Source organism: Bradyrhizobium sp. KZN70725, assembly GCF_055264925.1.
The window spans coordinates 53268-76588 of record NZ_JBUYWT010000001.1; the positions used below are offsets into that span (position 1 = coordinate 53268).

General features: G+C 65.7%; 22 protein-coding genes. 7 read left to right on the forward strand and 15 right to left on the reverse strand.

Annotation, left to right across the window (positions count from 1 at the left end):
• Positions 1 to 49: 49 nt before the first annotated feature.
• Complete coding sequence (locus tag ACZBJS_RS00305; RefSeq protein ID WP_076834382.1) at positions 50 to 826, forward strand: arginyltransferase; 777 nt, start codon at positions 50 to 52, stop codon at positions 824 to 826.
• On the opposite strand, the gene ACZBJS_RS00310 is transcribed toward ACZBJS_RS00305, so the two are convergent.
• Positions 823 to 2196, reverse strand: a complete 1374-nt coding sequence (locus tag ACZBJS_RS00310) for an Nramp family divalent metal transporter (RefSeq protein WP_076834384.1) — start codon at positions 2194 to 2196, stop codon at positions 823 to 825. The two genes, ACZBJS_RS00305 and ACZBJS_RS00310, sit on opposite strands and share 4 nt — an antisense overlap.
• Positions 2197 to 2316: 120 nt before the next feature.
• Here ACZBJS_RS00310 and ACZBJS_RS00315 point away from each other — a divergent pair, with 120 nt between their 5' ends.
• The 4 genes from ACZBJS_RS00315 to ACZBJS_RS00330 all read left to right on the forward strand — a co-directional run bounded on the left by ACZBJS_RS00315 (position 2317) and on the right by ACZBJS_RS00330 (position 7249).
• Positions 2317 to 3447, forward strand: a complete 1131-nt coding sequence (locus tag ACZBJS_RS00315; protein ID WP_253623801.1) for a PspA/IM30 family protein — start codon at positions 2317 to 2319, stop codon at positions 3445 to 3447.
• Entirely contained in the window at positions 3444 to 4106 is a 663-nt protein-coding gene (locus ACZBJS_RS00320; protein WP_076834388.1) for an OB-fold-containig protein, read from the forward strand. Before ACZBJS_RS00315 ends, ACZBJS_RS00320 begins: the two co-directional genes overlap by 4 nt.
• 3 nt (positions 4107 to 4109) lie before the next feature.
• Complete coding sequence (locus tag ACZBJS_RS00325) at positions 4110 to 5864, forward strand: flotillin family protein (RefSeq protein ID WP_141342651.1); 1755 nt, start codon at positions 4110 to 4112, stop codon at positions 5862 to 5864.
• A 143-nt stretch (positions 5865 to 6007) separates the two neighbouring features.
• Entirely contained in the window at positions 6008 to 7249 is a 1242-nt protein-coding gene (locus tag ACZBJS_RS00330; RefSeq protein ID WP_076834409.1) for an MFS transporter, read from the forward strand.
• A 106-nt stretch (positions 7250 to 7355) separates the two neighbouring features.
• Here ACZBJS_RS00330 and ACZBJS_RS00335 read toward each other — a convergent pair whose 3' ends face one another.
• On the reverse strand, positions 7356 to 8612 hold the full coding sequence (locus tag ACZBJS_RS00335; protein ID WP_463438241.1) for an adenylate/guanylate cyclase domain-containing protein: 1257 nt from the start codon (positions 8610 to 8612) through the stop codon (positions 7356 to 7358).
• Between the two features lie 216 nt (positions 8613 to 8828).
• Between ACZBJS_RS00335 and ACZBJS_RS00340 the strand changes: the two genes are divergently transcribed.
• On the forward strand, positions 8829 to 8978 hold the full coding sequence (locus ACZBJS_RS00340; protein ID WP_309143527.1) for a hypothetical protein: 150 nt from the start codon (positions 8829 to 8831) through the stop codon (positions 8976 to 8978).
• Here the strand turns inward: ACZBJS_RS00340 and ACZBJS_RS00345 are convergent, their stop codons facing one another.
• On the reverse strand, positions 8979 to 9857 hold the full coding sequence (locus tag ACZBJS_RS00345; protein ID WP_076834393.1) for a DMT family transporter: 879 nt from the start codon (positions 9855 to 9857) through the stop codon (positions 8979 to 8981).
• Between the two features lie 79 nt (positions 9858 to 9936).
• Here ACZBJS_RS00345 and ACZBJS_RS00350 point away from each other — a divergent pair, with 79 nt between their 5' ends.
• Positions 9937 to 10755, forward strand: coding sequence for a helix-turn-helix domain-containing protein (locus ACZBJS_RS00350; RefSeq protein ID WP_076834395.1), 819 nt, complete (start codon positions 9937 to 9939; stop codon positions 10753 to 10755).
• Here the strand turns inward: ACZBJS_RS00350 and ACZBJS_RS00355 are convergent.
• From ACZBJS_RS00355 to rpoZ, 12 genes are all read right to left on the reverse strand, one after another.
• Positions 10746 to 11549 carry an N-acyl homoserine lactonase family protein gene (locus ACZBJS_RS00355; protein ID WP_076834411.1) on the reverse strand — a complete coding sequence of 268 codons (804 nt, stop codon included), beginning with the start codon at positions 11547 to 11549 and terminating at the stop codon, positions 10746 to 10748. The two genes, ACZBJS_RS00350 and ACZBJS_RS00355, sit on opposite strands and share 10 nt — an antisense overlap.
• 149 nt (positions 11550 to 11698) lie before the next feature.
• Complete coding sequence (locus ACZBJS_RS00360) at positions 11699 to 12649, reverse strand: cation diffusion facilitator family transporter (RefSeq protein WP_076834397.1); 951 nt, start codon at positions 12647 to 12649, stop codon at positions 11699 to 11701.
• A 173-nt stretch (positions 12650 to 12822) separates the two neighbouring features.
• Positions 12823 to 15078, reverse strand: a complete 2256-nt coding sequence (gene parC, locus ACZBJS_RS00365; RefSeq protein WP_076834399.1) for a DNA topoisomerase IV subunit A — start codon at positions 15076 to 15078, stop codon at positions 12823 to 12825.
• A gap of 72 nt (positions 15079 to 15150) precedes the next feature.
• Positions 15151 to 15900 (reverse strand): DNA repair protein RecO, encoded by a 750-nt coding sequence (gene recO, locus ACZBJS_RS00370; RefSeq protein WP_057020749.1) that lies wholly within the window; start codon positions 15898 to 15900, stop codon positions 15151 to 15153.
• A 56-nt stretch (positions 15901 to 15956) separates the two neighbouring features.
• Positions 15957 to 16337 carry a hypothetical protein gene (locus tag ACZBJS_RS00375; protein WP_168858143.1) on the reverse strand — a complete coding sequence of 127 codons (381 nt, stop codon included), beginning with the start codon at positions 16335 to 16337 and terminating at the stop codon, positions 15957 to 15959.
• Between the two features lie 14 nt (positions 16338 to 16351).
• Complete coding sequence (era, locus tag ACZBJS_RS00380) at positions 16352 to 17275, reverse strand: GTPase Era (RefSeq protein ID WP_016844010.1); 924 nt, start codon at positions 17273 to 17275, stop codon at positions 16352 to 16354.
• On the reverse strand, positions 17268 to 18089 hold the full coding sequence (gene rnc, locus ACZBJS_RS00385; protein ID WP_057020752.1) for a ribonuclease III: 822 nt from the start codon (positions 18087 to 18089) through the stop codon (positions 17268 to 17270). Before rnc ends, era begins: the two co-directional genes overlap by 8 nt.
• Positions 18086 to 18847 carry a signal peptidase I gene (gene lepB / locus ACZBJS_RS00390; protein WP_028333840.1) on the reverse strand — a complete coding sequence of 254 codons (762 nt, stop codon included), beginning with the start codon at positions 18845 to 18847 and terminating at the stop codon, positions 18086 to 18088. The genes rnc and lepB overlap by 4 nt, the downstream gene beginning before the upstream one ends.
• Before the next feature lie 283 nt (positions 18848 to 19130).
• Positions 19131 to 19547, reverse strand: a complete 417-nt coding sequence (gene acpS, locus ACZBJS_RS00395; RefSeq protein WP_021078359.1) for a holo-ACP synthase — start codon at positions 19545 to 19547, stop codon at positions 19131 to 19133.
• Positions 19544 to 20317, reverse strand: coding sequence for a pyridoxine 5'-phosphate synthase (locus tag ACZBJS_RS00400; RefSeq protein ID WP_057020753.1), 774 nt, complete (start codon positions 20315 to 20317; stop codon positions 19544 to 19546). Before ACZBJS_RS00400 ends, acpS begins: the two co-directional genes overlap by 4 nt.
• 101 nt (positions 20318 to 20418) lie before the next feature.
• A complete protein-coding gene (locus ACZBJS_RS00405; RefSeq protein ID WP_316394981.1) occupies positions 20419 to 22710 on the reverse strand; it encodes a RelA/SpoT family protein in 2292 nt (763 codons plus the stop codon).
• 210 nt (positions 22711 to 22920) lie between these two features.
• Complete coding sequence (gene rpoZ, locus ACZBJS_RS00410) at positions 22921 to 23313, reverse strand: DNA-directed RNA polymerase subunit omega (protein WP_016844003.1); 393 nt, start codon at positions 23311 to 23313, stop codon at positions 22921 to 22923.
• Between the last annotated feature and the right edge of the window lie 8 nt (positions 23314 to 23321).

Sequence of the window (23321 nt, forward strand, 5' to 3'; positions counted from 1 at the left end):
CGATGCTCACTCGGCTGCCTGTATTGTTTGTGGAGCCCGACGATCTGACGTGACCCAGCATTCGCGTGATACTCCCCAGTTCTATTTGACGGCGCCCTCGCCTTGCCCGTATTTGCCGGGCCGACATGAGCGGAAGGTTTTCACGCACCTGGTCGGCGACAAAGCGGGCGATCTCAACGACTTGCTGACCCATGGCGGCTTCCGCCGCAGCCAGTCGATCGCCTACCGCCCAGCCTGCGACCAGTGCCGGGCCTGCGTCTCGGTCCGGGTGATCGCCAACGAATTCCGCCCCTCCCGCAACTTCCGCAAGGTGCTGGCCCGCAACGCCGACATCATCGGCGAGCAGCGCACCGCGGTGCCGACCTCGGAGCAATATTCGGTCTTCCGCGCCTATCTCGACCGCCGCCACCGCAATGGCGGGATGGCCGACATGACCGTGCTCGACTACGCCATGATGGTCGAGGACAGCCATGTCGAGACCCGGATCATCGAGTACCGCAAGCGCAATGGCGACAGCGCCATCACCGGCCGCGGCGACGAGCTGATGGCGGTGGCGCTGACCGACGTGCTCAGCGACGGGCTGTCGATGGTTTATTCGTTCTTCGAGCCCGGGCTGGAGGCCCGCTCGCTCGGTACCTTCATGATCCTCGACCACATCGCCCGCGCCCGCCGGCAGGGCCTTCCTTACGTCTATCTCGGGTACTGGATCGAGGGCTCCAAGAAGATGGACTACAAGGGCCGCTTCCTGCCGCAGCAGCGGCTCGCGCCGTCGGGCTGGCTGCGCGTCGACGCATCAGGCGAGGTGCTCGCCGAGCCGCAGGACTAGCTGCCGAAGAACGTATCGATCAGCAGCTTCACGTTCAGGATCACGATCAACCCTGCGACGATCCACGCCGCCACCGCGACGGGGCGTGAGATCGCGAACGCGCCCATCTTGCGTTTGTCGGACACGAACCGCACCAGCGGGATCACCGCGAACGGCAGCTGCATCGACAGCACGACCTGGCTGAACACCAGCAGCTGCGCCGTGCCGCTCTCGCCATAGAGCGCGGCGACCACGATGACAGGGACGATCGCGATGCCGCGGGTCACCAGCCGCTGCAGCCAGTCGGGCAGCTTGAGGTCGAGGAAGCCCTGCATCACGATCTGGCCGGCCAGCGTCGCCGTCACCGTCGAGTTGAGGCCGGAGGCGAGCAGCGCCACGGCAAACAGCGTCGAGGCGATGCCGAGGCCGAGCAGCGGCGACAGCAGTTCGAACGCCTGGTCGATCTCGGCGACATCGGAATGGCCGCTCTTGTGAAAGGTCGCGGCCGCCAGCACCAGGATCGCGGCATTGACGAACAGCGCCAGCATCAGCGCGATGGTGGAATCGGTGGTCGCCCATTTGATCGCGTCGCGCCGTCCCTCCTCGGTGCGCGGGTAGGCGCGGGTCTGCACGATCGAGGAGTGCAGATAGAGATTATGCGGCATCACGGTGGCGCCGATGATGCCGATCGCGATGTACAGCATCTCCGGATTGGTGACGATCTCGCGCGACGGGATGAAGCCGCCGAGCACGGCGGCCACCGGCGGCGCGGCGGCCGCGATCTGGACGACGAAGCAGACCGCGATGACGATCAAGAGCGCGATGACGAAGGCCTCGAGGAAGCGGAAGCCGCGATTCATCAGGAGCAGCAGCAGGAACGCATCCAGCGCCGCCAGCAGCGCGCCGCCGATCAGGGGAATGCCGAACAGCAGCTTGAGCGCGATCGCGGTGCCGATCACCTCGGCGAGGTCGCAGGCGATGATCGCGGCCTCGCAGGCGAGCCACAGCAGCAAATTCACCGGGCGCGAGTAGGTCGCGCGGCAGGCCTGCGCCAGGTCGCGGTCGGTGGCGATGCCAAGCCGCGCGGCAAGCGCCTGCAGCAGGATCGCCATCAGGTTGGAGAGCAGGATGACCGACAGCAACGTGTAGCCAAACTTCGATCCGCCCGCGAGGTCGGTGGCCCAGTTGCCGGGGTCCATATAGCCGACCGAAACCAGATAGCCCGGCCCGGCGAAGGCCAGCAGCCGCCGCCACCACAGGCCGCCTGACGGCACCGCGACGGTCGCGTTCACCTCAGGCAGGCTGCGCACATGTCCGGCATCGCCCCGCCAGCCACTTGGCACTGCATTGGGAACCGAAACGGAAGACAGTTCAGGGGTCCGAGCATCCATCCGACAAGGATGGCCGATCTGTCCCGTTATTGCAACTCATTTGCAACTGCATCTAGGCTCACGAAAATGATACCACCGCCCTCCTTGTAAAGCACTAAGGAAGCGCTTTACGTTAGATGCATGATTAAGCTGCCCGTCGAGACGCCCACCGCAACCCTGCGTTACGCCCTCGCCCCTGACCCTTCAGGCATCGAGGCGATCGAGGCGACCTTTGCGGCCTATGACCGGATGATGGCGATCCTCGCCGAGGTCGCCCCCGTCGGCGCCAACCTCGTCTCGCTGCACGCCCAGGCCTACGAGAAGATCCGCAAGGAGACCGGCCTCCCCGCACGGCTGGTGACGCTCGGCCTGCGCGACCGTGCCAATTACATCGCAGGCGCCGCCGTCCGCCGGATACCGCTCGACGACAAGTTGTTTGCGATCAAGGGCCCAACTTCACTGACCATTAGCACTGTTAGCGGACGCGTCTTGGTGCCGTTCGATGTGCCGGGATATGTCTCAGGCTGGGAAAGCCCCTTCCCGGCGCATTTGATCTCGGATGGACGCGGCTACGAAATCCACATCGCCGTCAAATCGAAATCAGCACAACCGGAGGAGAAGACCATGCTTCACGAAGGCATCCTTGCGCGCATGGGCCGGCTTCTTGCCGCCATCGCGAGCCAGACCATCGACAATGTCGAGAACAACAACAAGGTCGCGCTGGTCAAACAGGCGATCCGCGAGATCGACGCCGGCGCCGACGAAGCGCGCTACGCGCTCGGCAAGTCGCGCGCCGAAGAATTCCGCCTGAAGAAGCGGCGCGAAGAACTGGATACCGAAACGACCAATCTGAACGAAAAGATTCGTCTCGCACTTGCGGAAAATCGCGAGGATCTCGCGCGCGCCGGCGTTGCACGGCAAATTGATCTGGAGTCGCAGGTGATCGCGCTGGAACGCGCGATGGATTTCATCGAACTCGAAATCGACGAGCAGACCAAGGCGCTGCAGGCCATGCTCGGCGCGCGCCGCGAGGCGGAGACGCGCTTGGCCGATCTCGAACAAAGCCTGATCCGCGAGGCCCAGGACGAAACCAGCCGGGGCCCATCGACGACCAATACATGGAGTGCTGAGCGCGCCATGGCGGCGATCGCCCGGGTCACCGGTGTTCCCGCCTCCAGCGTGCTCGGCGACAAGGAGCTTGACGAACTCGATCGCCTGCATCGCGAAAAGGAAATCGCGGCGCGGCTTGAAAGGATCAAGTCAGAAAAATGAGTGCAGTTGGCGACATTCTGCTCGCCCCCGACGTGCGGCCCTTCGCGGTCGCGGCCGCGATCATGGTGGCACTTGGCGGTATCGAACTGCTCAGCACCATGATCGGACTTTCGATCAGCGAATTGATCGGCAAGGATTTCGCGGTCGAGGCCGAGAGCCACAATGCTCTCAGTGGCCTGTTTCTCTGGATCAACGCCGGACGGCTTCCCCTCCTGATCCTGATCATCCTGATCCTCGGCATCTTCTCGATCGGAGGCTTCCTGCTTCAGGGACTGGCGCATGCCGCAGGCACCGCCATCCCGGTCTCGCTTGCCGCGGTGGTTGCTGCCGCAGGCAGCATCCCCGTGATCAGAAATACCAGCCGCGGCCTCGCCCGCGTCATTCCGCGCGACGAGAGCTATGCGGTCAACGACAGCGACTTTGTCGGCAAGGTCGCAACCGTGTCGGTCGGCCCGCTCGATCAGGGCCTGCCCGGCCGGGTCCGTCTCAAGGATGTCTTCGGCAACTGGCACACCGTGTCGGCGCGTGCCAGCGCGGAGTCCGAGGCATTGCCGGTCGGCGCCAGCGTGCTGCTGGTCGATCGCGATGCCAAGGGCTTCATCGCGATTGCCGCTCCAGCCGACCTCGTCGAACAACAACGATCTTCCAACAGGGCATAACACATGTGGGAACTTGCTGTACCCGTCGTTATTGGCGTCATCGTCATCCTCGTTATCGGTCTCCTGTTCGCAAAGCTCTACAAGCGCTCGACGCGCGATGAGGCCTATGTCCGCACCGGCCTCGGCGGCCAGAAGGTGGTGCTCGACGGCGGCTCGCTCGTGCTGCCGATCTTCCACTCCACCGCCGCGGTGAACTTGAAAACGCTACGGCTCGAGGTCGCGCGCGGCGGCCCGGACTCGCTGATCACCAAGGACCGCATGCGCGTCGATATCGGCGCCGAGTTCTATCTGCGCGTCAAACCCGACGCGTCGTCGATCGCGCTCGCGGCGCAGACCCTCGGCAACCGCACCAATGACGCGGCCGAGCTGCGCGAGCTGGTCGAGGCCAAGTTCGTCGACGGCCTGCGCTCGGTCGCCGCGACCATGAACCTCGAGGAATTGCAGGAGCAGCGCGCCACCTTCGTCAAGGCGGTGCAGGACGCGGTCGGCGCCGACATCCAGAACAACGGTCTCGAGCTTGAATCGGTGTCGCTGACGAAGCTCGACCAGAGCGACATCAAGCACTTCAACCCGAGCAATTTCTTCGATGCGCATGGTCTCACCACGCTGACCAAGATCACCAAGGAGCGTGAGCAGGAGCGCAACCAGATCGTCCGCACCACCGAGGTCAACATCGCCCAGCAGGATCTGGTGGCGCGGCAGACCACGCTGACGATCGAAAGCACCAAGCGCGAGGCCGAGCTCGCCCAGCAGCGCGACATCGCCAACAAGACCGCCGCGATGCGCGCGCAGACGGCGCAGGTCGAACAGACCGCGCTGCAGAACGAGGCCGAATACCGCATCCAGCAGGAGCTCGCGGTCGCCAACAAGCAGACCGAGGCCAACCAGGCCCGCGACACGCGCAAGATCGAGGCCGATCTCGCGGTCAAGCGCCGCAACACCGAGATGGAGCGCGACCTTCAGATCGTCGCGCAGGAAAGCGCGATCGCGGTCGCGGCCAAGAGCAAGGAGCAGTCGGAGGCCCAGACCATCGCCGAGACCGCGCGTGCCGTTGCGATCGCCGCCGAGGAAAAGGTCACCACCGCCCGCGCCACCGAGATCGCCGAGCGCGACAAGATCATCAACGTGATCGCGGCGCGCAAGGCGGCCGAGACTGACGCGATGCCGATCACGGTGATGGCCGAGGCGGAACGCCAGGCCGCCGCCAACAAGGCGGAAGCCACCAACGTGCTCGCCAAGGCCGATGCGGCGGCTGCCACCACCCGCGCTGCCGGCGTCAAGGCGCTCGGCCAGGCCGAAGCCGAGGTCGCGACGATGAAGGCGGAGGCGCGCAACAAGCTGAGCGCCGACATGATCGCCTACGATCTCAACCTCGCGCGGATCAACGTGATCCCGAGCGCGCTCGCCGAGGCGGTGAAGCCGATCGAGAAGATTTCCGACATCCGGATCTTCGACACCGGCAGCATGCTCGGTCGCGGCGGCGCCAACGGCCACGCCAACGGCAATGGCGGCCTCGGGCTCGGCGACGGGCTCGCCGCGCAGCTGCTGTCGGTCTCCGCATTCAAGCCGATGATCGACAAGATCCTCTCGGAGGCCGGCTTCCCCGCCGGCTCCGACGCACTCACCAGCCTGACCAGCGCGCTGGCGCAGCGCAAGGCCGAGGTCACCGAAACACCGACGGTGGGCATCGAAAGCGCGCCAACCGCGCTGGTCGGCACCATTACGGGCCAACTGGCGCCTGCTCCCAAACCGCAGTGACAGCTTTCAGCCAAGTCTGACTCTGGAAGAGCCCGCCGATCCCCTTCGGCGGGCTTCTGCTTTTGGCGTTATCGGGAAACGGGTGGGATCGGGCCTCTTCCAACCACACACTACCGGGCAGTCGAATGATCAAGGATTCCGTCATGTCCGCCGATACGCCTCGCCTGCCAGCCACCTTCAACCGCCTGGCCTGGTCCAATCTCGCCGCGCAATCCGCCGAACAGGTTGCGCTTGCGGCTGCGCCCATCGTCGCCGTGCTGCTGCTCGGCGTCGGCGAAGGCCAGACCGGCCTGTTGCAGACCGCACTGACGCTGCCCTTCATCCTGTTTGCGATTCCCGCCGGCCTGCTCGCCGACCGCGTGTCGCGGCGCTGGGTGATGGCGGGCTCCGAAGCGCTGCGCGCGGCCGCGCTTGCCGCGATCCTGCTGTTGCTGTGGCTGGGCGCGATGACGCTGCCGCTGCTCGCTTTGCTCGGCTTCATCGCGGTCTGCGGCACGGTCGCCTATAGCGTCGCTGCGCCGGCGCTGGTCCCCTCGCTGGTGACGTCACAGCAATTGCCGGCGGCGAACGCCCGCATCGAGCTCGCGCGTACCGTCGCGTTCGCCAGCGGCCCCGCGCTCGGCGGCGTGCTGGTCGGCTGGGTCGGTGCCGCGCCCGCATTCGGCTTCGCCGCGGCATTGTCGGCCATCGCGGTCGTGCTGCTCGCCGGCATCTACGAGCCGGCGCGGCAGCCTGCCCCGCGGCGCCATCCGTTGCAGGACATCAAGGAAGGCGCCGCCTTCGTAATGCACCACGCCTTGCTGCGGCCGGTGTTCATCACCCAGTTCATCTTCAACACCGCGTCGTTCCTGCTGCTCGCCGTGTTCGTGCCCTATGCGGTGCGCCATCTCGGGCTCAGCGCCACCGGCGTCGGCACCACGCTTGCGATGTACGGCGTCGGCATGGTGGTCGGTGCGCTGTTCGCGACCCGCGTGATGAAGCGGCTGGCGTTCGGCACCGTGATCGGGCTCGGCCCGGTTACCGGCTTCGTCGCCGCGGCCGTGATGGCGCTGACGACCTGGTTTGCGACGCCGCTGCTCGCCGGCCTCAGCTTCTTCCTGCTCGGCGTCGGGCCGATCCTGTGGGTGATCTCGACCACCACGCTGCGGCAGTCGGTGACGCCGCCCTCGCTGCTCGGGCGCGTCTCGGCGATCAACATCATGAGTTACGGCGCGCGCCCGCTCGGCTCCGCGCTCGGCGCCATCGTCGGCGGCCTCTACGGCGCCGAAGCCTGCCTCTATCTCGCGGCCGCGATCTTCGCCGCCCAGGCGCTGGTGATCCTGATGTCGCCCGCGGTGGCGCTGACGCGGCAGCCCGACATGGTCGGCGAACCCGCGCGGTGCTGATCCCGGGTCTTCTCAGCCGTCATTGCGAGCGCAGCGAAGCAATCCATGTCGCCACCTGTGGAGGAATGGATTGCTTCGCTGCGCTCGCAACGACGGTGGAGAGACCCTAGCTCGCCAAGTACCGCTCGTATTTGCCGCCGACGACCTCGTCGGCGGCAATCGCCGGATCCAGCGTGTAGAGATCCTGCGCATGGCCGATGCCGCGCAGCACGAAGCGGCCGGTGGAGACCAGATAGTTGCGGCCGGCGGCGTCGAGCCCGGTGCGGAAATCGGTCGAGGTCAACAGCTCCCGATCGACCGAGGCGCACATCGAGGCGATCCGGCTGACCTCGTTGACGGCCGGTCCGACCACCGTGAAATCCAGCCGGTCCTCGCTGCCGATATTGCCGTAGAAGACCTGGCCGACATGGAGCCCGACATAGGCCGTGGTGGTCGGCCGGCCCTCGTTCTCGCGGCGGTCGTTCAGCACGCGGATGTTATGCCGGATTCTGTGCTCGGCCCGCAGCGCGGCCCGCTTGGCGCCTGCCACGTTCTCGCCGGTGAACATCGCCAGCACGCCGTCGCCGATCAGCTTCAGCACCTCGCCGCCTGCGTCGTGGATCGCATCGATCGAGGCCTGCGCATAATCGTTGAGGAACGGAATGATCTCGTCCGGGCCGATCCGCTCGCTGATCGCGGTCGAGCCGCGCACGTCGGAGTACCACAGCACGGCCTTGATCTTCTCGGTGATGCCGCGCTGCATGCGTCCACGCAGCACCTGCTCCGCGGTGTCCCGGCCGAGATAGACCCGCCCCAGCGTGCGGGCGATCTCGACCTGGGCAGCCGATTTGATCGCGAGCCCGAGCACCGGCACCAGGTCGCGCAGCGCCGCCATATGGTTCTCGTCGAACCCGTCCGAGCGGCGGGTGGTGTAGTAGGAGTAGAAGCAGTCCATCTCGCCGATCGTGCCGGCCTCGCCGAAGCGATGCACGAAGGCGGCGAAATGCTTGTGGCCCTTCTCCGCCAGCTCGCCGATCATCGAGAAATCGTGCGAGGTGTCGGCGAGATCGATCACTATCTCGTCATGGCCGTTTTCGAGCATGTGATAGAAGGCCGACCGCCGCCAGGTCTGGCTGGCCTCGCCGGTGCTGGTCGAGCCGTATTCGAAGATGTCGGCCTCGTTGCTCTCGCCGTCGTTCCAGCGGAAACCGCGTCCCTCGAAGATCGGATGCAGCGTATCGATGAAGACGATCGCCCGCGACAGCGGCATGCCCGCGGCCCGGCAGCGCTCGCAGAAACCGCGCAGCAGGTCGTTTTCCGGCAGGCCCGTCAAACCCTGGCGGACCAGCCAATTCATGAGGCGCAAACGGGGCGTCAGTTCCATAAGCTGGATTATGCCGGGCAATTGGTGCGGGAGGAAGGGTTGGTCGTCGCGTGACAGATGCGAACGCCAATGCGGCATTGCAAGGCCGCCCGCCTCACCATTTCGCGCGGAACACGGCCGCCGAATGGCGCCGATTCCGCTTCCTTTTGTCCGGGCCTTCGCGCACAACAGCGCATGGACAACGACGCTGGCCCGCCAAACCCGATCCGACGCCTCATGCAATGGGCGATCACCCCGCCGCAATCCTATGGGGTCTATCTTGTCGGCCTTATCCTGGTGTTCGTCCTGTCGTTCTACGCCGGCACGCTGAAGCCGACGCACTCGCCTGCCCCGCCGGCGGCCGCGCCTGCCGCGCCGCGCGGCTGATCAGACCGATTTGGTTTCCGACGTCGCGATCCAGATCCCGGCGAAGACCGCGATCAGGCCGACGACCAGATTGGCCGTGATCGGCTCGCCGACCAATTGCTTCGCAAGCAGCGCGGCGGCGATCGGATTGACCGTCATGGTGTTGGCGACGCGGGTCGGCGAGGCCCGCTCGAGCGCCAGCACCCACAGGATGAAAGCCAGCGCGCCGCCGGCTATGCCGAGATAGAGCCCCGCGATCCATTGCGACGTGCCGAACTCGCGCAGCGTCGCCAGGCTGCCGGTGAACGATCCCACCGCCACCAGCGCGGCCGCGCCGGCGCCCATGCCGACGGCAAGGAAGCCGAGCGCGCTGGAGCGGCGGATGAACGGCCGCGACAGCACGTTGTAGAAGGCCATGCAGAGCACTGCGGCGGCCATGATCAGTTCGCCGCGCCATGCGCCCACTGGCGCCGCCGCCAGCCCGGATGCCAGCGCCGCCGCCGCGCCGAGCACCGCGATCGAGACCCCGATCGATTTGCGCATCGTCAGCGGCTCGAAGCCGAGCAAGGCGCCGACCACCATCGTCGAGAGCGGCAAGGTCGCCAGCGCCAGGCTGGCGCGCGCCGCCGTCGTGTAGGACATCGCGAGATTATAAAGCACGAAGAACACGCCGAAGAAGGCGACGCCGAGCGCCGCGACCGCCGGCAAGTCGTCACGCCGCGGCCACTTCGCCCCGAGCAGGACCGCGGCGGGCAGCACACAGAGAAAGCCGATCACCCAGCGCAGGATCGCCAGCGTGATCGGGTCGGCATTGCCCGCCAGGTAACGGGTGATCGCCGCGGCGGTGCCGCCGAGGCAGCTCGAGACCAGTGCAATCGCAACGCCGATCCATTCGCCCATCCCGATCCCCATGCGTTTTCGGTTCGCTTGTGGCATCTTGCCCGGCGAGATCATTCCGGCAACTACTTCACAGGTATTCATGTCGCAGCAGCGCGATTTTTCGGCCAGCCTGCGCTGGTGGCGGCAGCGCAAGGGGCACTCGCAACTCGAGCTCGCCGGGCGCGCGGATATCTCCCAGCGGCATCTCAGCTTTCTCGAGCTCGGCCGCGCCGCGCCGAGCCGCGACATGGTGATCCGGCTTGCCGCGGCGCTCGACGTGCCGTTGCGCCAGCAGAACGCGCTCTTGGTGGCGGCCGGCTTCGCGCCGGTCTGGCGGCAAACCGACCTCGCCGCGCCGGAGCTCGCCCAGATCCGCTACGCGCTCGATTTCATCCTGGCACAGCAGGAGCCCTTCCCGGCGGTCGTGGTCGACCGGCACTGGAATCTGCTGCTCGCCAATGCAGGCGCAAGCCAACTGGTGGAATTCCTGGTCGGGCCGCTGGCGCCAGGCACGGCGGTCAACCTCGCCGATGCGCTGGTCGCGCCCGGTGTGTTGCGCCCCTATCTCACCAACTGGACCGAGGTTGCCGGCTACTTCGTCCGCAGCGTCGAGGCCGATGCCGCCGCCGACGGCACCACTGCGACGGCGGAATTGCTCAAGCGCCTGCTGGCCTATGACGGTGTCGAGGCCGCGTTGGCCGCGCCGGCAAGTCCCGCATCCGGACCGGTGCTGCCGATGCTGTTCCGCAAGGGCGACGTCAGCCTGCAGCTGTTCACCACGATCGCGACGCTGGGGACGCCGCAGGACGTCACGCTGCAGGAGCTGCGCATCGAGAGCTTCTTTCCGATGGACGAGGAGACCGCGCAGATTTTTCGAAACTGGTCGAAAGCGAACACCGCCACGGCGGCTCAGTCGTAGAATTCCGGCGACAGCTTCAGCCCGTCGCGCTGCGCCTTGTCGTGGTTGATCCAGAGCTGCGCCTTCTCTTTCGTCAGCGTATCGGCGATCTTCTGCATCGAGGCCAGCGTCTGCTCCTTGCTGGCGTTCATGCTCGGCGCGCGCCGATTGTCCCAATTATCCCTGAAGTGAACGGCATCGCCGGTCAGCACGATCGCACCTGTGTTCGGCAGCTTCACCAGCAGCGACTGGTGGCCGGGCGTATGGCCCGGCGTCGACAGGATGGTGACGCTGCCGTCGCCGAATACGTCGCGGTCGCCTTCCAGCTTCGTCACGGGATGCTCGGGCTTGAAGCGCGGCGCGTTGTTGGTGCCGGGCCATTCATATTCCGCCTTCTGCACATACAGCATCGCCGCCGGGAACAGCTCGACATTGCCGATGTGATCGGGATGGGTGTGCGACACGGCGATCGCCTTGATGTCCGTCGGCTTGACGCCGAGCTGGTCGAGCTGCGCGGCGAGCGTCTTCGGCCGCCGCCAGGTGATCGCCTTCGGATCAGCCGGCGCAAGGCCGTCCGGCATCGCCGCCACCGCGTCGGGAATCCCGGTGTCCCACAGGAACCAGCCCTGGGCATGCTTGATCAGGTAGCAATTGTCGACGAAGTCCATCGACTTGCCTTCGTTGACGCCGGGCGACCAGCGTGAAATGTCACCTGCAACGCCTTCACCGCAGTTGAGGATGTAGAGCTTCTCGACGCCTGCTTTCGCCGGCTCGGCATGCGCATGCGGCAGCGCGCCCACGGCGAAGAACAACATTGCAAGACCGATTGCCTTCTTCACGTCGCCCTCCGTTGATTACGCCAGCCATTCGCGCGGTCGCAATGTGCCGTGTCGTCGCCGCCCGTGGAAGCCGTGGACATGGGTCGATCGATCAATTGAATGCGAGTGCGTGGCGGCCGCGTCGGCTAGACCATTTCCGCCGGCGCCAGCCGGCAGGTCTCGCTGCTGATCTCGACCTGCAGTGTCGCGTGGTGGATGCTGAACCGCTCCGAGAGCTCGGCGCAGACGTGATGCAGGAAGACATCGTCGTGTCCGCCGGGCCGCACCAGATGCGCGGTCAGCGCGGTCTCGCTGGTGCTCATCGCCCAGATGTGCAGGTCGTGCACCTCGGTGACGCCTTCGAGCGCGATGAGATAATCCCGCACCTGCTTGAGATCGATCCCCCTCGGCACCGCGTCGAGCGCGAGGTTGACGCTGTCGTGGGCGAGCTCCCAGCCACTCAGCAGCACCATCACGGCGATCACCAGGCTGATCGCCGGATCGAGCCACTGCCAGCCGGTCGCCATGATCAGGAGCGCGGCGATCACGACGCCGAGCGAGACACCGGCATCCGCCGCCATGTGCAGATAGGCGCCGCGGACATTGAGGTCGCTGTCGCGGCCGCGCATGAACAGCAGCGCGGTGCCGCCATTGATCAGGATGCCGAGCGCCGCGACCCAGACCACGGTCCAGCTTGCGACCTCCGCCGGCTCGCGCAAGCGATTGATCGCCTCGACCGCGATGCCGCCGACCGCGATCAGGAGCAACCCGGCATTGAACAGCGCCGCCAGGATCGAGGCGCGACGGTAGCCATAGGTGTGAGTATCGGTCGGCCGCCTGCCGGCGAGCCATGCCCCGCCCCAGGCCAACAGCAGCGCGATGACGTCGGAGAGATTGTGAACCGCGTCGGAGACCAGCGCCAACGAGTTGGCGGAATAGCCGAAGATCAGCTCCGCGACGACGAAAGCGGTGTTCAGCGACGCGCCGACCGCAAAGGCCGTGCCGAAACTGTCGGGCGCGTGGCTGTGCCCGGCATGGGAATGCCCGGCATGTCCGTGAGAATGACCGCTGTGGTCGTGGTCGTGATTGTGCGCCATGGCAACCGTCGCCCAATGTCGTCGGCGACGGTTATAGCGCGGTGAAATGTGGATACTATCACACCGCGCACTGAGCCCCCGTAGCCCGGATGGAGCGCAGCGCAATCCGGGATCACTGGTGATCCGGCGCGAGCTCCCGGATTTCGCTTCGCTTCATCCGGGCTACAACACCGTTACTCCACGCCGCGATTGAACTTATTCGACTTCGGCAGGCCGTGGGCGAGCCGGCCGGCGTCGGCGCGGTTGCCGCGCCAGTCGGCCAGTTCCTTCATGGTCATGCTGTGCTCGCGGCCGGCGGAATCCTTCCAGCTCAAGCCGGCCTTGGCGTCGAACACCGCAACGTCAGACAGCGACGCGCTGGTGTATTTCTGCAGGCGCACGCCGCGGCCGCGCGCCATCTCCGGCACCTGGTCGAGGCCGAACAGCACCATCTTGTGGTTGGTGCCGATCACCGCAACGGTGTCGCCGTTCACGGTCGTGATCGCGCGGGCCTCGTTCGGCATCTCGACATTGAGCACCTGCTTGCCCTTGCGGGTGTTGCCGACGCAGTCCTCTTCCTTGACGACAAAACCCTGCCCCTCGCTGCTCGCGATCAGGAACTTGCGCTCGCCCTTGTTGACGAACAGCGAGATGATCGCGGCGTCCTGCTCGAGGTCGATGAACATGCGGATCGGCTCGCCATGGCCGCGGCCGCCCGGCAGCTTTGCCACGTCGAGCGAGTAGAACTTGCCGTTGGTCGCGAACAGCAACAGCTTCGAGGTGGTCTCGGCAAAGAACGAGTGCTCGAGCTTGTCGTCGGTCTTGAAGGCAAGCCCCGAGAGGTCCTCGACATGGCCCTTCAGCGTCCGTACCCAGCCCTTCTCTGAGATCACGACGGTGCACGGCTCGCGCTCGACCAGCGCTTCCTCGATCGCGGCGAGGTCATGCTCGGGCGCATCGGCGAAGGTGGTGCGGCGCTTGCCGAGCGGCGTCTTCGGCCCGAAGATATCGCGGACCTTGCGCACCTGATCGCTGACCTTGGCCCATTGCTCCGTCTCGGAACCGAGCAGGCCCTCGATGCCCTTCAGCTCCTTGCGAAGATCTTTGTCCTCGGTGCGGATCTCCATCTCCTCCAGGCGGCGCAGATTGCGCAGGCGCATGTTGAGGATGGCATCGGCCTGGATCTCCGTGAGCTTGAAGGTCTTCATCAAGACCGGCTTCGGCTCGTCCTCGGTCCGGATGATCTTGATCACCTTGTCGAGGTTCAGATAGGCGACGAGGTGGCCGCCCAGCACTTCCAGGCGGTGCTCGATCTGGGTCTTGCGGAATTTGGTCCGCCGGACCAGCACGTCGCGCAGGTGGTCGAGCCATTCACGCAGGCACTCGGCAAGGCCGACCACCTTGGGGATGCGGCCCTTGATCAGCACGTTGAGGTTCAGCGAGATCTTGCTTTCCAGCTCGGTCAGCCGGAACAGCGACTCCATCATCAGCGCCGGATCGACGGTGCGCGATTTCGGCTCGATCACGAGCCGGACGTCCTCGGCCGACTCGTCGCGGACGTCGGCGACCAGTGGCAGCTTCTTCTCGTTGATGAGCTCGGCGATCTTCTCGACGATCCGCGACTTCTGCACCAGCCACGGGATCTCGGTGACGACGACCACCCAGGTGCCGCGGGCGCCTTCCTCCTGGGTCCAGCGCGAACGGGTGCGGAACGAGCCGCGCCCCGTGGTGTAGGCCTCGACGATCGCTTCCTTGGAATCGACCACGATGCCGCCGGTCGGGAAGTCCGGGCCCTTGACCCATTTCAGCAGCGCCTTCGACTTGGCGTCGGGCTTCTCGATCAGATGCAGCGCGGCGTCGCAGAGCTCGGCGGCGTTGTGCGGCGGAATCGAGGTCGCCATGCCGACCGCGATGCCCTGCGCGCCGTTGGCGAGCAGGTTCGGGAAGCCGCCCGGCAGCACCACCGGCTCTTTCGACTGGCCGTCATAGTTGAGACGAAACTCGACGCCGTCCTCGTCGATGCCTTCGAGCAAGAGGCGCGCGACCTCGGTCATGCGCGCTTCGGTGTAGCGGTAGGCGGCCGGGTTGTCGCCGTCGATATTGCCGAAATTGCCCTGGCCGTCGACCAGCGGGTAGCGCGAGGAGAAATCCTGCGCCAGGCGCACCATGGCGTCGTAGATCGCCTGGTCGCCGTGAGGATGGAACGAGCCCATCACGTCGCCGACGATCTTGGCCGACTTCTTGAACGCGGCGCGCGGGTCGAGCCCGAGCAGGTCCATGCCGTAGAGGATGCGCCGATGCACCGGCTTCAACCCGTCGCGGGCGTCCGGCAGCGCGCGATGCATGATGGTCGAGAGCGCATAGGCGAGATAGCGCTCCTCGAGCGCATCACGCAGCGGCACCTCGTGAATTTCGGCCGGCTCTTCCGGCGGTATCTGTCGTTTTCCCATGGGGAGGCGTTAAACCTTAGCGCTGAATCGGGCAAGCCGCGAATCAGCGGGAATTTAAGGCCCGAATCGGCCTTACGGAACCGCGCTCCGGCCCCGCCGCCGCGTCACGGCGTTGATAAATCCGTCGCGGGCGTCGGAATGGCCCTGGCCGCGGGGCTCCAGCACGTGGCGGAGCAGGAACAGGCCGGTGATCTGGAAGCCGTCGAGCAGGTCCTGGTCCGACCAGCTGTTGGCGCCGCCCTCGCCTTCGCGCAGGAACGCCGGCAGCGGCAACAGCCGGTCGCGCCATGGCTCGCCGGCGGCGCGCGACACCGCGCCGCCGGATTTCGGCGACACATAGATCAGGTCGGTGGTCTCCCCGGTGGCTGCGCAGTTTTCCAGGTCGAGCCCGAAGCCGAGCTCGGTCAGCATCGCGAGCTCGAACCGGATCAGATGCACGGCGGCAACGCCTGCGTCCTCGAAATCGTCGAGCGTCCCCTCCAGCATCTCGTAGATGTCCTCATGCGGATCGCGCTCGGGCAGTAGCCGGGCCAGCGCCGCCAGATGCGTGACACCATAGACCGCATGCGACGAGCCGAGCAGCGTCGCAGCGCGCAGCCGCGTGCCTTCCAGCGCATACATGCCGAGATGCTCGTCGAGCCGCGCCCGCCACACCGCGGTGACGCTGTTGCCGGGCTGCAGCAGCGGCCGCATCCGCGAGCTGGCGCCGCCGCGCACCAGGCCGAGATGGCGGCCGTGCTCGCGCGTCAACAGCTCGACGATGGCGGAGGATTCGCCATGCCGCCGCACGCCCAGCACGATGCCTTCGTCGGTCCATTCCATGTGCGGAGTCTAGCAGGATTCCGCGGATGAACGCAGCTTTCCGCACGCGTCATTCGCTACGCGTTGAACCAGCCCCGCGCGTCGCCGGTGAAGGAATAATACAGCCCGGCCGTGGTCAGGATGCATGACACCACCTCGATGGCGCTGTCGATCTCCATGCCCCTTGCGCCGATGACCTGCACCAGGGACATCACCGACAAGACAAGCACCGCGAGCAGCGCCCAGCGCGGCCAGTTCTTGCGGTGCTGCGCGGCAAGCCGGACGAAATACATCAGGAGCAGGATCATGCAGCCGGCCGTCAGGGTCTCGCCCATGATCACCTGCTCGGTCTTCAGGACGGTCGGCGTGCGGTCCTGGAACGCCACCGACAGCGCATCCAGCGTCAGCGACATATAGAGCAGAACCTCAAACCACAGCACATTTCTGGGCACGTTCATGCAAGCGTCGACTCTTATTCCTTGGGGAATTCCAGTCCCATTTCCTTGTAGCGGTCGGGATCGTCACCCCAGTTCTCGCGCACCTTGACGAACAGGAACAGATGCACGGGGACGCCCATGATCTCGGCGATCTCGGCACGCGCCTGCGCGCCGATCGACTTGATGGTGGCGCCGCCCTTGCCGAGCACGATCTTGCGCTGGCTCTCGCGCTCGACAAAAATCGTCTGCTCGATGCGGATCGACTTGTCCTTGCGGTCGGTCCAGCTGTCGGTCTCGACCGTCGACTGGTACGGCAGTTCCTGATGCAGATGGCTGTAGATCTTCTCGCGCGTGATCTCGGCCGCCAGATGCCGCATCGGCGCATCCGACATCTGGTCCTCGGGATAGAGGAACGGCCCCGCCGGCACCAGCTTGGCGAGCGTCTGGCGCAAATCGGCAACGCCGTCGCCGGATAGCGCCGAAATCATGAAGGTGTGCTCGAAGCGCATCCGCTCGTTGGCGGCCTGCGCCAGCGCCAGCAGCTTTTCGCGCTGCACGAGATCGACCTTGTTCAGCACCAGGATCTTCGGATGCGCGACGGTTTCGAGCTTGGCCAGGATCGCGTTGGCCTCTTCGTCGAGGCCCGACTTCGCATCGAGCAGCACGCAGACGAGATCGGCGTCGTGCGCGCCGCTCCAGGCGGTCGATACCATGGCGCGGTCAAGCCGGCGCCGCGGCGCGAAGATGCCGGGCGTGTCGACCAGGATGATCTGCGCGTTGCCTTCGATCACGATGCCGCGGATCAGCGCGCGCGTGGTCTGCACCTTGCGCGAGACGATCGTGACCTTGGAGCCCACCAGCGCGTTGACCAGCGTCGACTTGCCGACATTGGGCGCACCGATCAGCGCGACGAAGCCACAGCGCGTCGCGTCCCCTTGCCCTTTGGCCTCGTCAGTCATTGGTGCCGACGCCTTCGCGCTCGATCATCGCGGATGCCGCCGCCTTCTCGGCCGCGCGCTTGTTGCCACCGAGGCCCTCGGCGGAGGCCAGGCCCGGCAGGTCGACCGCAACGCGGAATTGTGGATCGTGATGCGGACCGGTGCGTTCGACCTCGCGATAGACCGGCGTCGGCAGCCCCTTGCCCTGGGCCCATTCCTGCAACACGGTCTTGGGATCGCGCAGCGGCCGGCGCAGCTTGTGCATCCGTTCGGTCCAGTTGCGCTCGACGAACTGGCGCGCAGCCTCGTAGCCGCCGTCGAGGAAGATCGCCCCGATCACCGCTTCGCAGATATCGCCGAGCACGGACTTGCGCAGCCGGGCGCCCTCGACCGCCTTCACCATGCCGAGCTTGATGTCCTCGAGCAGCCCGAGCGCCTTGGCGACGTCGGCGCAGCTCTCCTTGCGCACGAGGTCGGCGAGCCGCTTCGACAATTCGCCCTCGTCGGCCTTGGGGAACGACCGGAACAGCATGTCCGACACGATCAGCCCGAGCACGTGGTCGCCGAGGAACTCCAGCCGCTGGTAGCTGTCGGCGCGGTTGCGGGTGGCGGGCTTCAGCGCGGAGACGTGGGTGAACGCGGTGGTCAGCAGCGCGGGATCCTGGAACGTGTACCCGATCCGCGCCTCGGTGCCGGCGATCGCGGCCTTCTCCTCAGCGGCCTTGGCCGCCTTGCTGCGCCGCTTCTTCGGCGCGGCTGTGCCGTCGGCGGCAGGCGTCTGGCTCGGCTCGCCGGTCGGCGCTGGATCGTTGATGGATGCGGTATCGTCGTTCATCGCACGATAGAGAATAGGCGATTCCACCGCACGGCAAGCGGCCAGCGCCAGATCATCCAGGCCTGCTCGCCCTCGGCGATCGAGAAGAAGATCATCTGGGCTCGCCCGATGATGTTCTCGAACGGCACGTAGCCGACCTGCGACAGGAAGCGGCTGTCGGTGGAGTTGTCGCGGTTGTCGCCCATCATGAAGAAATGCCCGGGCGGAACGGTGTAGACGATGGTGTTGTCCATGTAGCTGTTGTCGGTGCAGTCCAGCGTCTCATAGCTGACGCCGTTCGGCAGCGTCTCCTTCCAGCGCTTGACGCGGGCGGTCGCATCCGCCGAGCCGCAGGGATCCTCGCCGACGAAATCGCTCAGCCGCTCCCGCTTGATCGGCTCATCGTTGATGTAGAGCAGCCCGCTCTTCACCTCGATGCGGTCGCCGGGCAGCCCGATGACGCGCTTGATGTAGTCGGTGGAGTCATCCCGCGGCAGGCGAAACACCACGATGTCGCCGCGGTTCGGCTCCGAGCCGAAGATGCGGCCCGAGAAAATGTTCGGCGAGAACGGGATCGAATAGTGGCTGTAGCCATAGGAATATTTCGAGACGAACAGGTAGTCGCCGACCAGGAGCGTCGCCTTCATCGACCCGGAGGGGATGTTGAACGGCTGGAACAGGAAGGTGCGGATGACGAGCGCGATCAGAAGAGCATGGATGACGACGCGGATGGTCTCGCCCAAGCCGCTTTCAGATTTGGTCCCGGTGGTCACGCTCATTGCTTTCTCAATTCCCGTGGACTGATGTCCACGCGGTGGCAGAACGTTCTCTTCGCGCGAAGCGTTCGGCCTTCGCGTGAGGAAAATGGCCTTGATTCTGATCTTGAGGGCAAATTCCGGCCTAAACCCGGAATCAGCGTCTCGCTCGATATAACCCTGCGGCGTTTTAGACGGTTGTTCGCAGGGGTGCAATCAATCGCCGCCTCAAAACTTCGCAATTCATTGAAATATCAATGATTTTTTAGTTTGCTGAAGTTTTCCGGCAGAATCCGGCACCGCGGGATCATCTGGCGGGGGCAACCGCCGAAATTATGACGAAGGCCTGGGCCAACGGCCAATCGTCGGTGATCGAAAGGTCGATCTGCGCCTGCATGCCCTCGGGCGTCAGTTCCTGCAGCCGGGCCAGCGCCCCGCCGGTCAGCCGCATCGACGGCCGCCCGCCCGGCAGGTTCACGACGCCCATGTCCTTCCACCACACCCCGCGCCGGATACCGGTGCCGAGCGCCTTGGAGCAAGCTTCCTTGGCGGCAAAGCGCTTGGCGTAGGTTGCGACCACCATCTTCTCGTTGTTGGCACGGCGCATCGCCTTGGCGCGCTCGGCGTCGGTGAAGATGCGATCGAGGAATCGCTCGCCATGGCGCTCGATCACCTTGGCCACCCGGGTGATGTCGATCAGGTCGGAGCCGATGCCGATGATCATGCGCTGACGCCACCCTGCGCCCTGGCGCGGCCGCGGTCCATCGCCGCACGCATCTCACGCACCGTCCCGGCGATGCCGACGAACAGTGCCTCGCCCATCATGAAATAACCGATGTTCAACTCCCGGATTTCGGGCAGCGCGGAAATCGTCTCCGCGGTGTCATAGTCGAGCCCGTGGCCGGCATGGACCTCGAGCCCGGCCGCCTGCGCCAGCCTGGCACCGGCGACGATGCGCTTCCATTCGGCCTCCGCCTTGTCCTGGTGGCCGTCGACCACAGCGTCGCACCAGCCGCCGGTGTGGATCTCGATCACGGGCGCCTTCAGCTTCGCGGCCATCTCGATCTGCCTGGGATCGGCGGCAATGAACAGCGAGACGCGGATGCCGGCGTCACCCAGCCGCGCGATGAACGGCGCCAGTGCGTTGTGCTGGCCGACCACGTCGAGGCCGCCTTCGGTGGTGAGCTCCTGGCGCCGTTCCGGCACCAGGCAAACCGCGTGCGGCTTGGTGGCGAGCGAGATCCGCAGCATGTCGTCGGTCGCCGCCATCTCGAAATTCAGCGGCTTGGAGATCTCGGCCTTGAGCCGCGCCATGTCCTCATCGCGGATGTGGCGGCGATCCTCGCGCAAATGCGCGGTGATGCCGTCGGCGCCGGCCGCGATCGCGGCAAGCGCCAGCCGCACCGGATCGGGCCGCGCTCCGCCCCGGGCGTTGCGAAGGGTGGCGACGTGATCAACATTGATACCGAGACGCAGCGGCGGAGTTTTGGACATCTCTTTGACCTGCAATCTAGCCCGTCATGTGCGGGCTTGACCCGCGCATCCATCCTTTTGGAAAGATGGGTTGCCGGGTCAAGCCCGGCAACGACGAGACGTTACCCATTGACGCGCTCGACCCGAGCGACGACGGCCTTGGCGCGCAACTGGGCGATGATAGCGCTGAGATGCTTGAGGTCATAGACCTCAAGATCGATGGTCAGCTCCGTGAAATCGGGCGATTGGCGCGACATGTGGATGTTGTCGATATTGCCGTCGTGCTCGGCGATCACGGTCGCGATCTGGGCGAGGCTGCCGGGCTCGTTGACATTGTGGACCAGGATACGGGCCGGGAAGCGCTGCGGCATGGTCTCGTCGATATCCCAGCGCACGTCGAGCCAGCGCTCCGGCTCCTCCTCGAAATCTTTCAGCGCCGGCGACTGGATCGGATAGATCGTGATCCCCTCGCCCGGCGTGACGATGCCGACGATCCGGTCGCCCGGCACCGCACCGCCGTTCGGCGCGAACTTCACCGGCAGGTCGGAATTGATGCCGCGCACCGGGATCACCGAGGTTGCGCGCGCCGGGTGCGGCGGGTTCTGCGTCTTCAGCTTGGCGGCGAGACCCTTCTTGGCACCGTAGCGCACCAGCCGCTCTTCCTTGTAATCGGGATACATCGCGCGTGCGACGTCGGAGGCCTTGATCTCGCCGCGCCCGACCGAAGCCATCACGTCCTCGATCGAGCCGCGCGCGAGCCGCGGCAACGCACCCTTCAGCTTGTCGTCGGCGTATTCGATCTTGGCACGGGCAAACAGGCGGTCGACGATGCGGCGGCCGAGGCCGGCATACTGGTCGCGCACCGCGTCGCGGGTGGCACGGCGGATCGCAGCCCGCGCCTTGCCGGTGCGGGCGAGCGCCTCCCAGGCCGACGGCGGCGCCGACTGTGCCTTCGAGGTCAGCACCTCGACCTCGTCGCCGTTCTGCAGCTCGGAGGACAGCGGCGCGAACTTGCCGTTGATCTTGCAGCCGACCGCGCTGTTGCCGACACCGGTGTGAACGGCATAGGCGAAATCGATCACGTTGGCGTTGCGCGGCAGCGCGATCAGCTTGCCCTTCGGCGTGAAGCAGAACACCTGGTCGTGGAACAGCTCGAGCTTGGTGTGCTCGAGGAATTCTTCCGGATTGGCGCTTTCCGAGAGGATGCCGATGGTGTGGCGCAGCCAGGCGAAGGCGTTGGACTCGTGCTTCAGCCGCTCGTGCGGCGAGCCCGCGCCCTCCTTGTAGAAGGCATGCGCGGCGATACCGAACTCGGCGATCTGGTTCATGTCCTCGGTGCGGATCTGCAGCTCGACGCGCTGCTTGCCCGGCCCGATCACCGTGGTGTGGATCGAGCGGTAGTCGTTCTGCTTCGGGGTCGAGATGTAGTCCTTGAAGCGGCCCGGCACCACCGGCCAGGTGGTGTGGACGATGCCGAGCGCGCGGTAGCAGGCGCCGACATCGTCGAGGATGATGCGGAAGCCGTAGATATCGGACAGCTGCTCGAAGCCGACCGACTTGCGCTCCATCTTGGTCCAGATCGAAAACGGCTGCTTGCGGCGGCCGAATACCCGCGCGGTGATGCCGTTCTTCTGCAGGTTCTTGGAGAGCTGGGTTTCGATCTCGCCGATCAAATTGCGGTTGCGCTCGGCCAGCGAGTCGAGCCGCTGCTTGACCACCGCATAGGCCTCTGGATCGAGCACGAAGAACGAAAGGTCCTCGAGTTCCTCGCGCATCTCGTGCATACCCATGCGACCGGCCAGCGGCGCATAGATATCCAGCGTCTCCTCGGCGATGCGGCGGCGCGAGGCCGGCGGCACGAATTCCAGCGTGCGCATGTTGTGCAGCCGGTCGGCGAGCTTGATCAGCAGCACGCGGACGTCGTCGGCGATCGCAAGCAGCAGCTTGCGCAAATTCTCGGCCTGCTTGGCCTCGCGCGATACCAGTTCCAGCCGCTTCAGCTTGGTCAGGCCTTCGACCAGTGCGCCAATCTCGTGGCCGAACACATTGTCGATCTCGGCCCGCGTCGCCTCGGTGTCCTCGATCGTGTCGTGCAGCAGCGCTGCCACGATCGTGGCGTCGTCGAGCTTGAGGTTGGTGAGGATCGCGGCGACCTCGAGCGGATGCGAGAAATAGGGATCGCCGGAAGCACGGGTCTGCGTGCCGTGCGCCTTCATGGCGTAGACATAGGCGCGGTTGAGCAGGTCTTCGTTGGTGTCGGGGTTGTAGGAGCGGACGCGCTCGACAAGGTCATATTGTCGCATCATTCGCGTCCGCGGCTTGGCCGGCCTCTCCGCCGTGGACGACGTCGGCGCCACCGCGACCATTTCGGTTGCAGCTTGCATCTGGATGGAACTGCGGCGTCGATACGCCATGAACTCGCTGCCTCTCGCGCGGGACCGGAACGTCCCACCTTTCCTCAATCTAGTGCGCTTTCCAATGAAGCAGCACCCCGCGCGGGCCCTGGAACCATTCAATTTCCCGCGTCCGCGTAGGACGCACCGTAACAGCAAAATTGTCAACAAAAGCAAAGGCCCGGAGCAATGTCCGGGCCTTCGGCAAATCTGTTCGAAACGACGGCGAGCTTACTCGTCTTCCTCGGGCTGCTCCTCCGGGGGCGCCAGACCCTCGAGGCCCTTCAGCAGCTCTTCCTCGGTCATCCGCTCGACCGCCACCTCGGTGTCGTCGGCGTCGACGCTGGCACCGGCGGAACCGATCAGCGGCACGGTGTCGGGCTCGGGCTCGTCGACCTCGACGAACTTCTGCAGGGAGTGAACGAGTTCCTCTTTCAGGTCTTCCGGCGAGATCGTCGAATCGGCAATCTCGCGCAGCGAGACGACCGGATTCTTGTCGTTGTCGCGATCAACCGTGAGTTGCGACCCCGAGGAGATCATCCGGGCGCGATGCGCGGCCAACAGGACGAGGTCGAAACGATTGTCGACCTTGTCAATGCAATCTTCGACGGTGACGCGAGCCATCTCGAGGC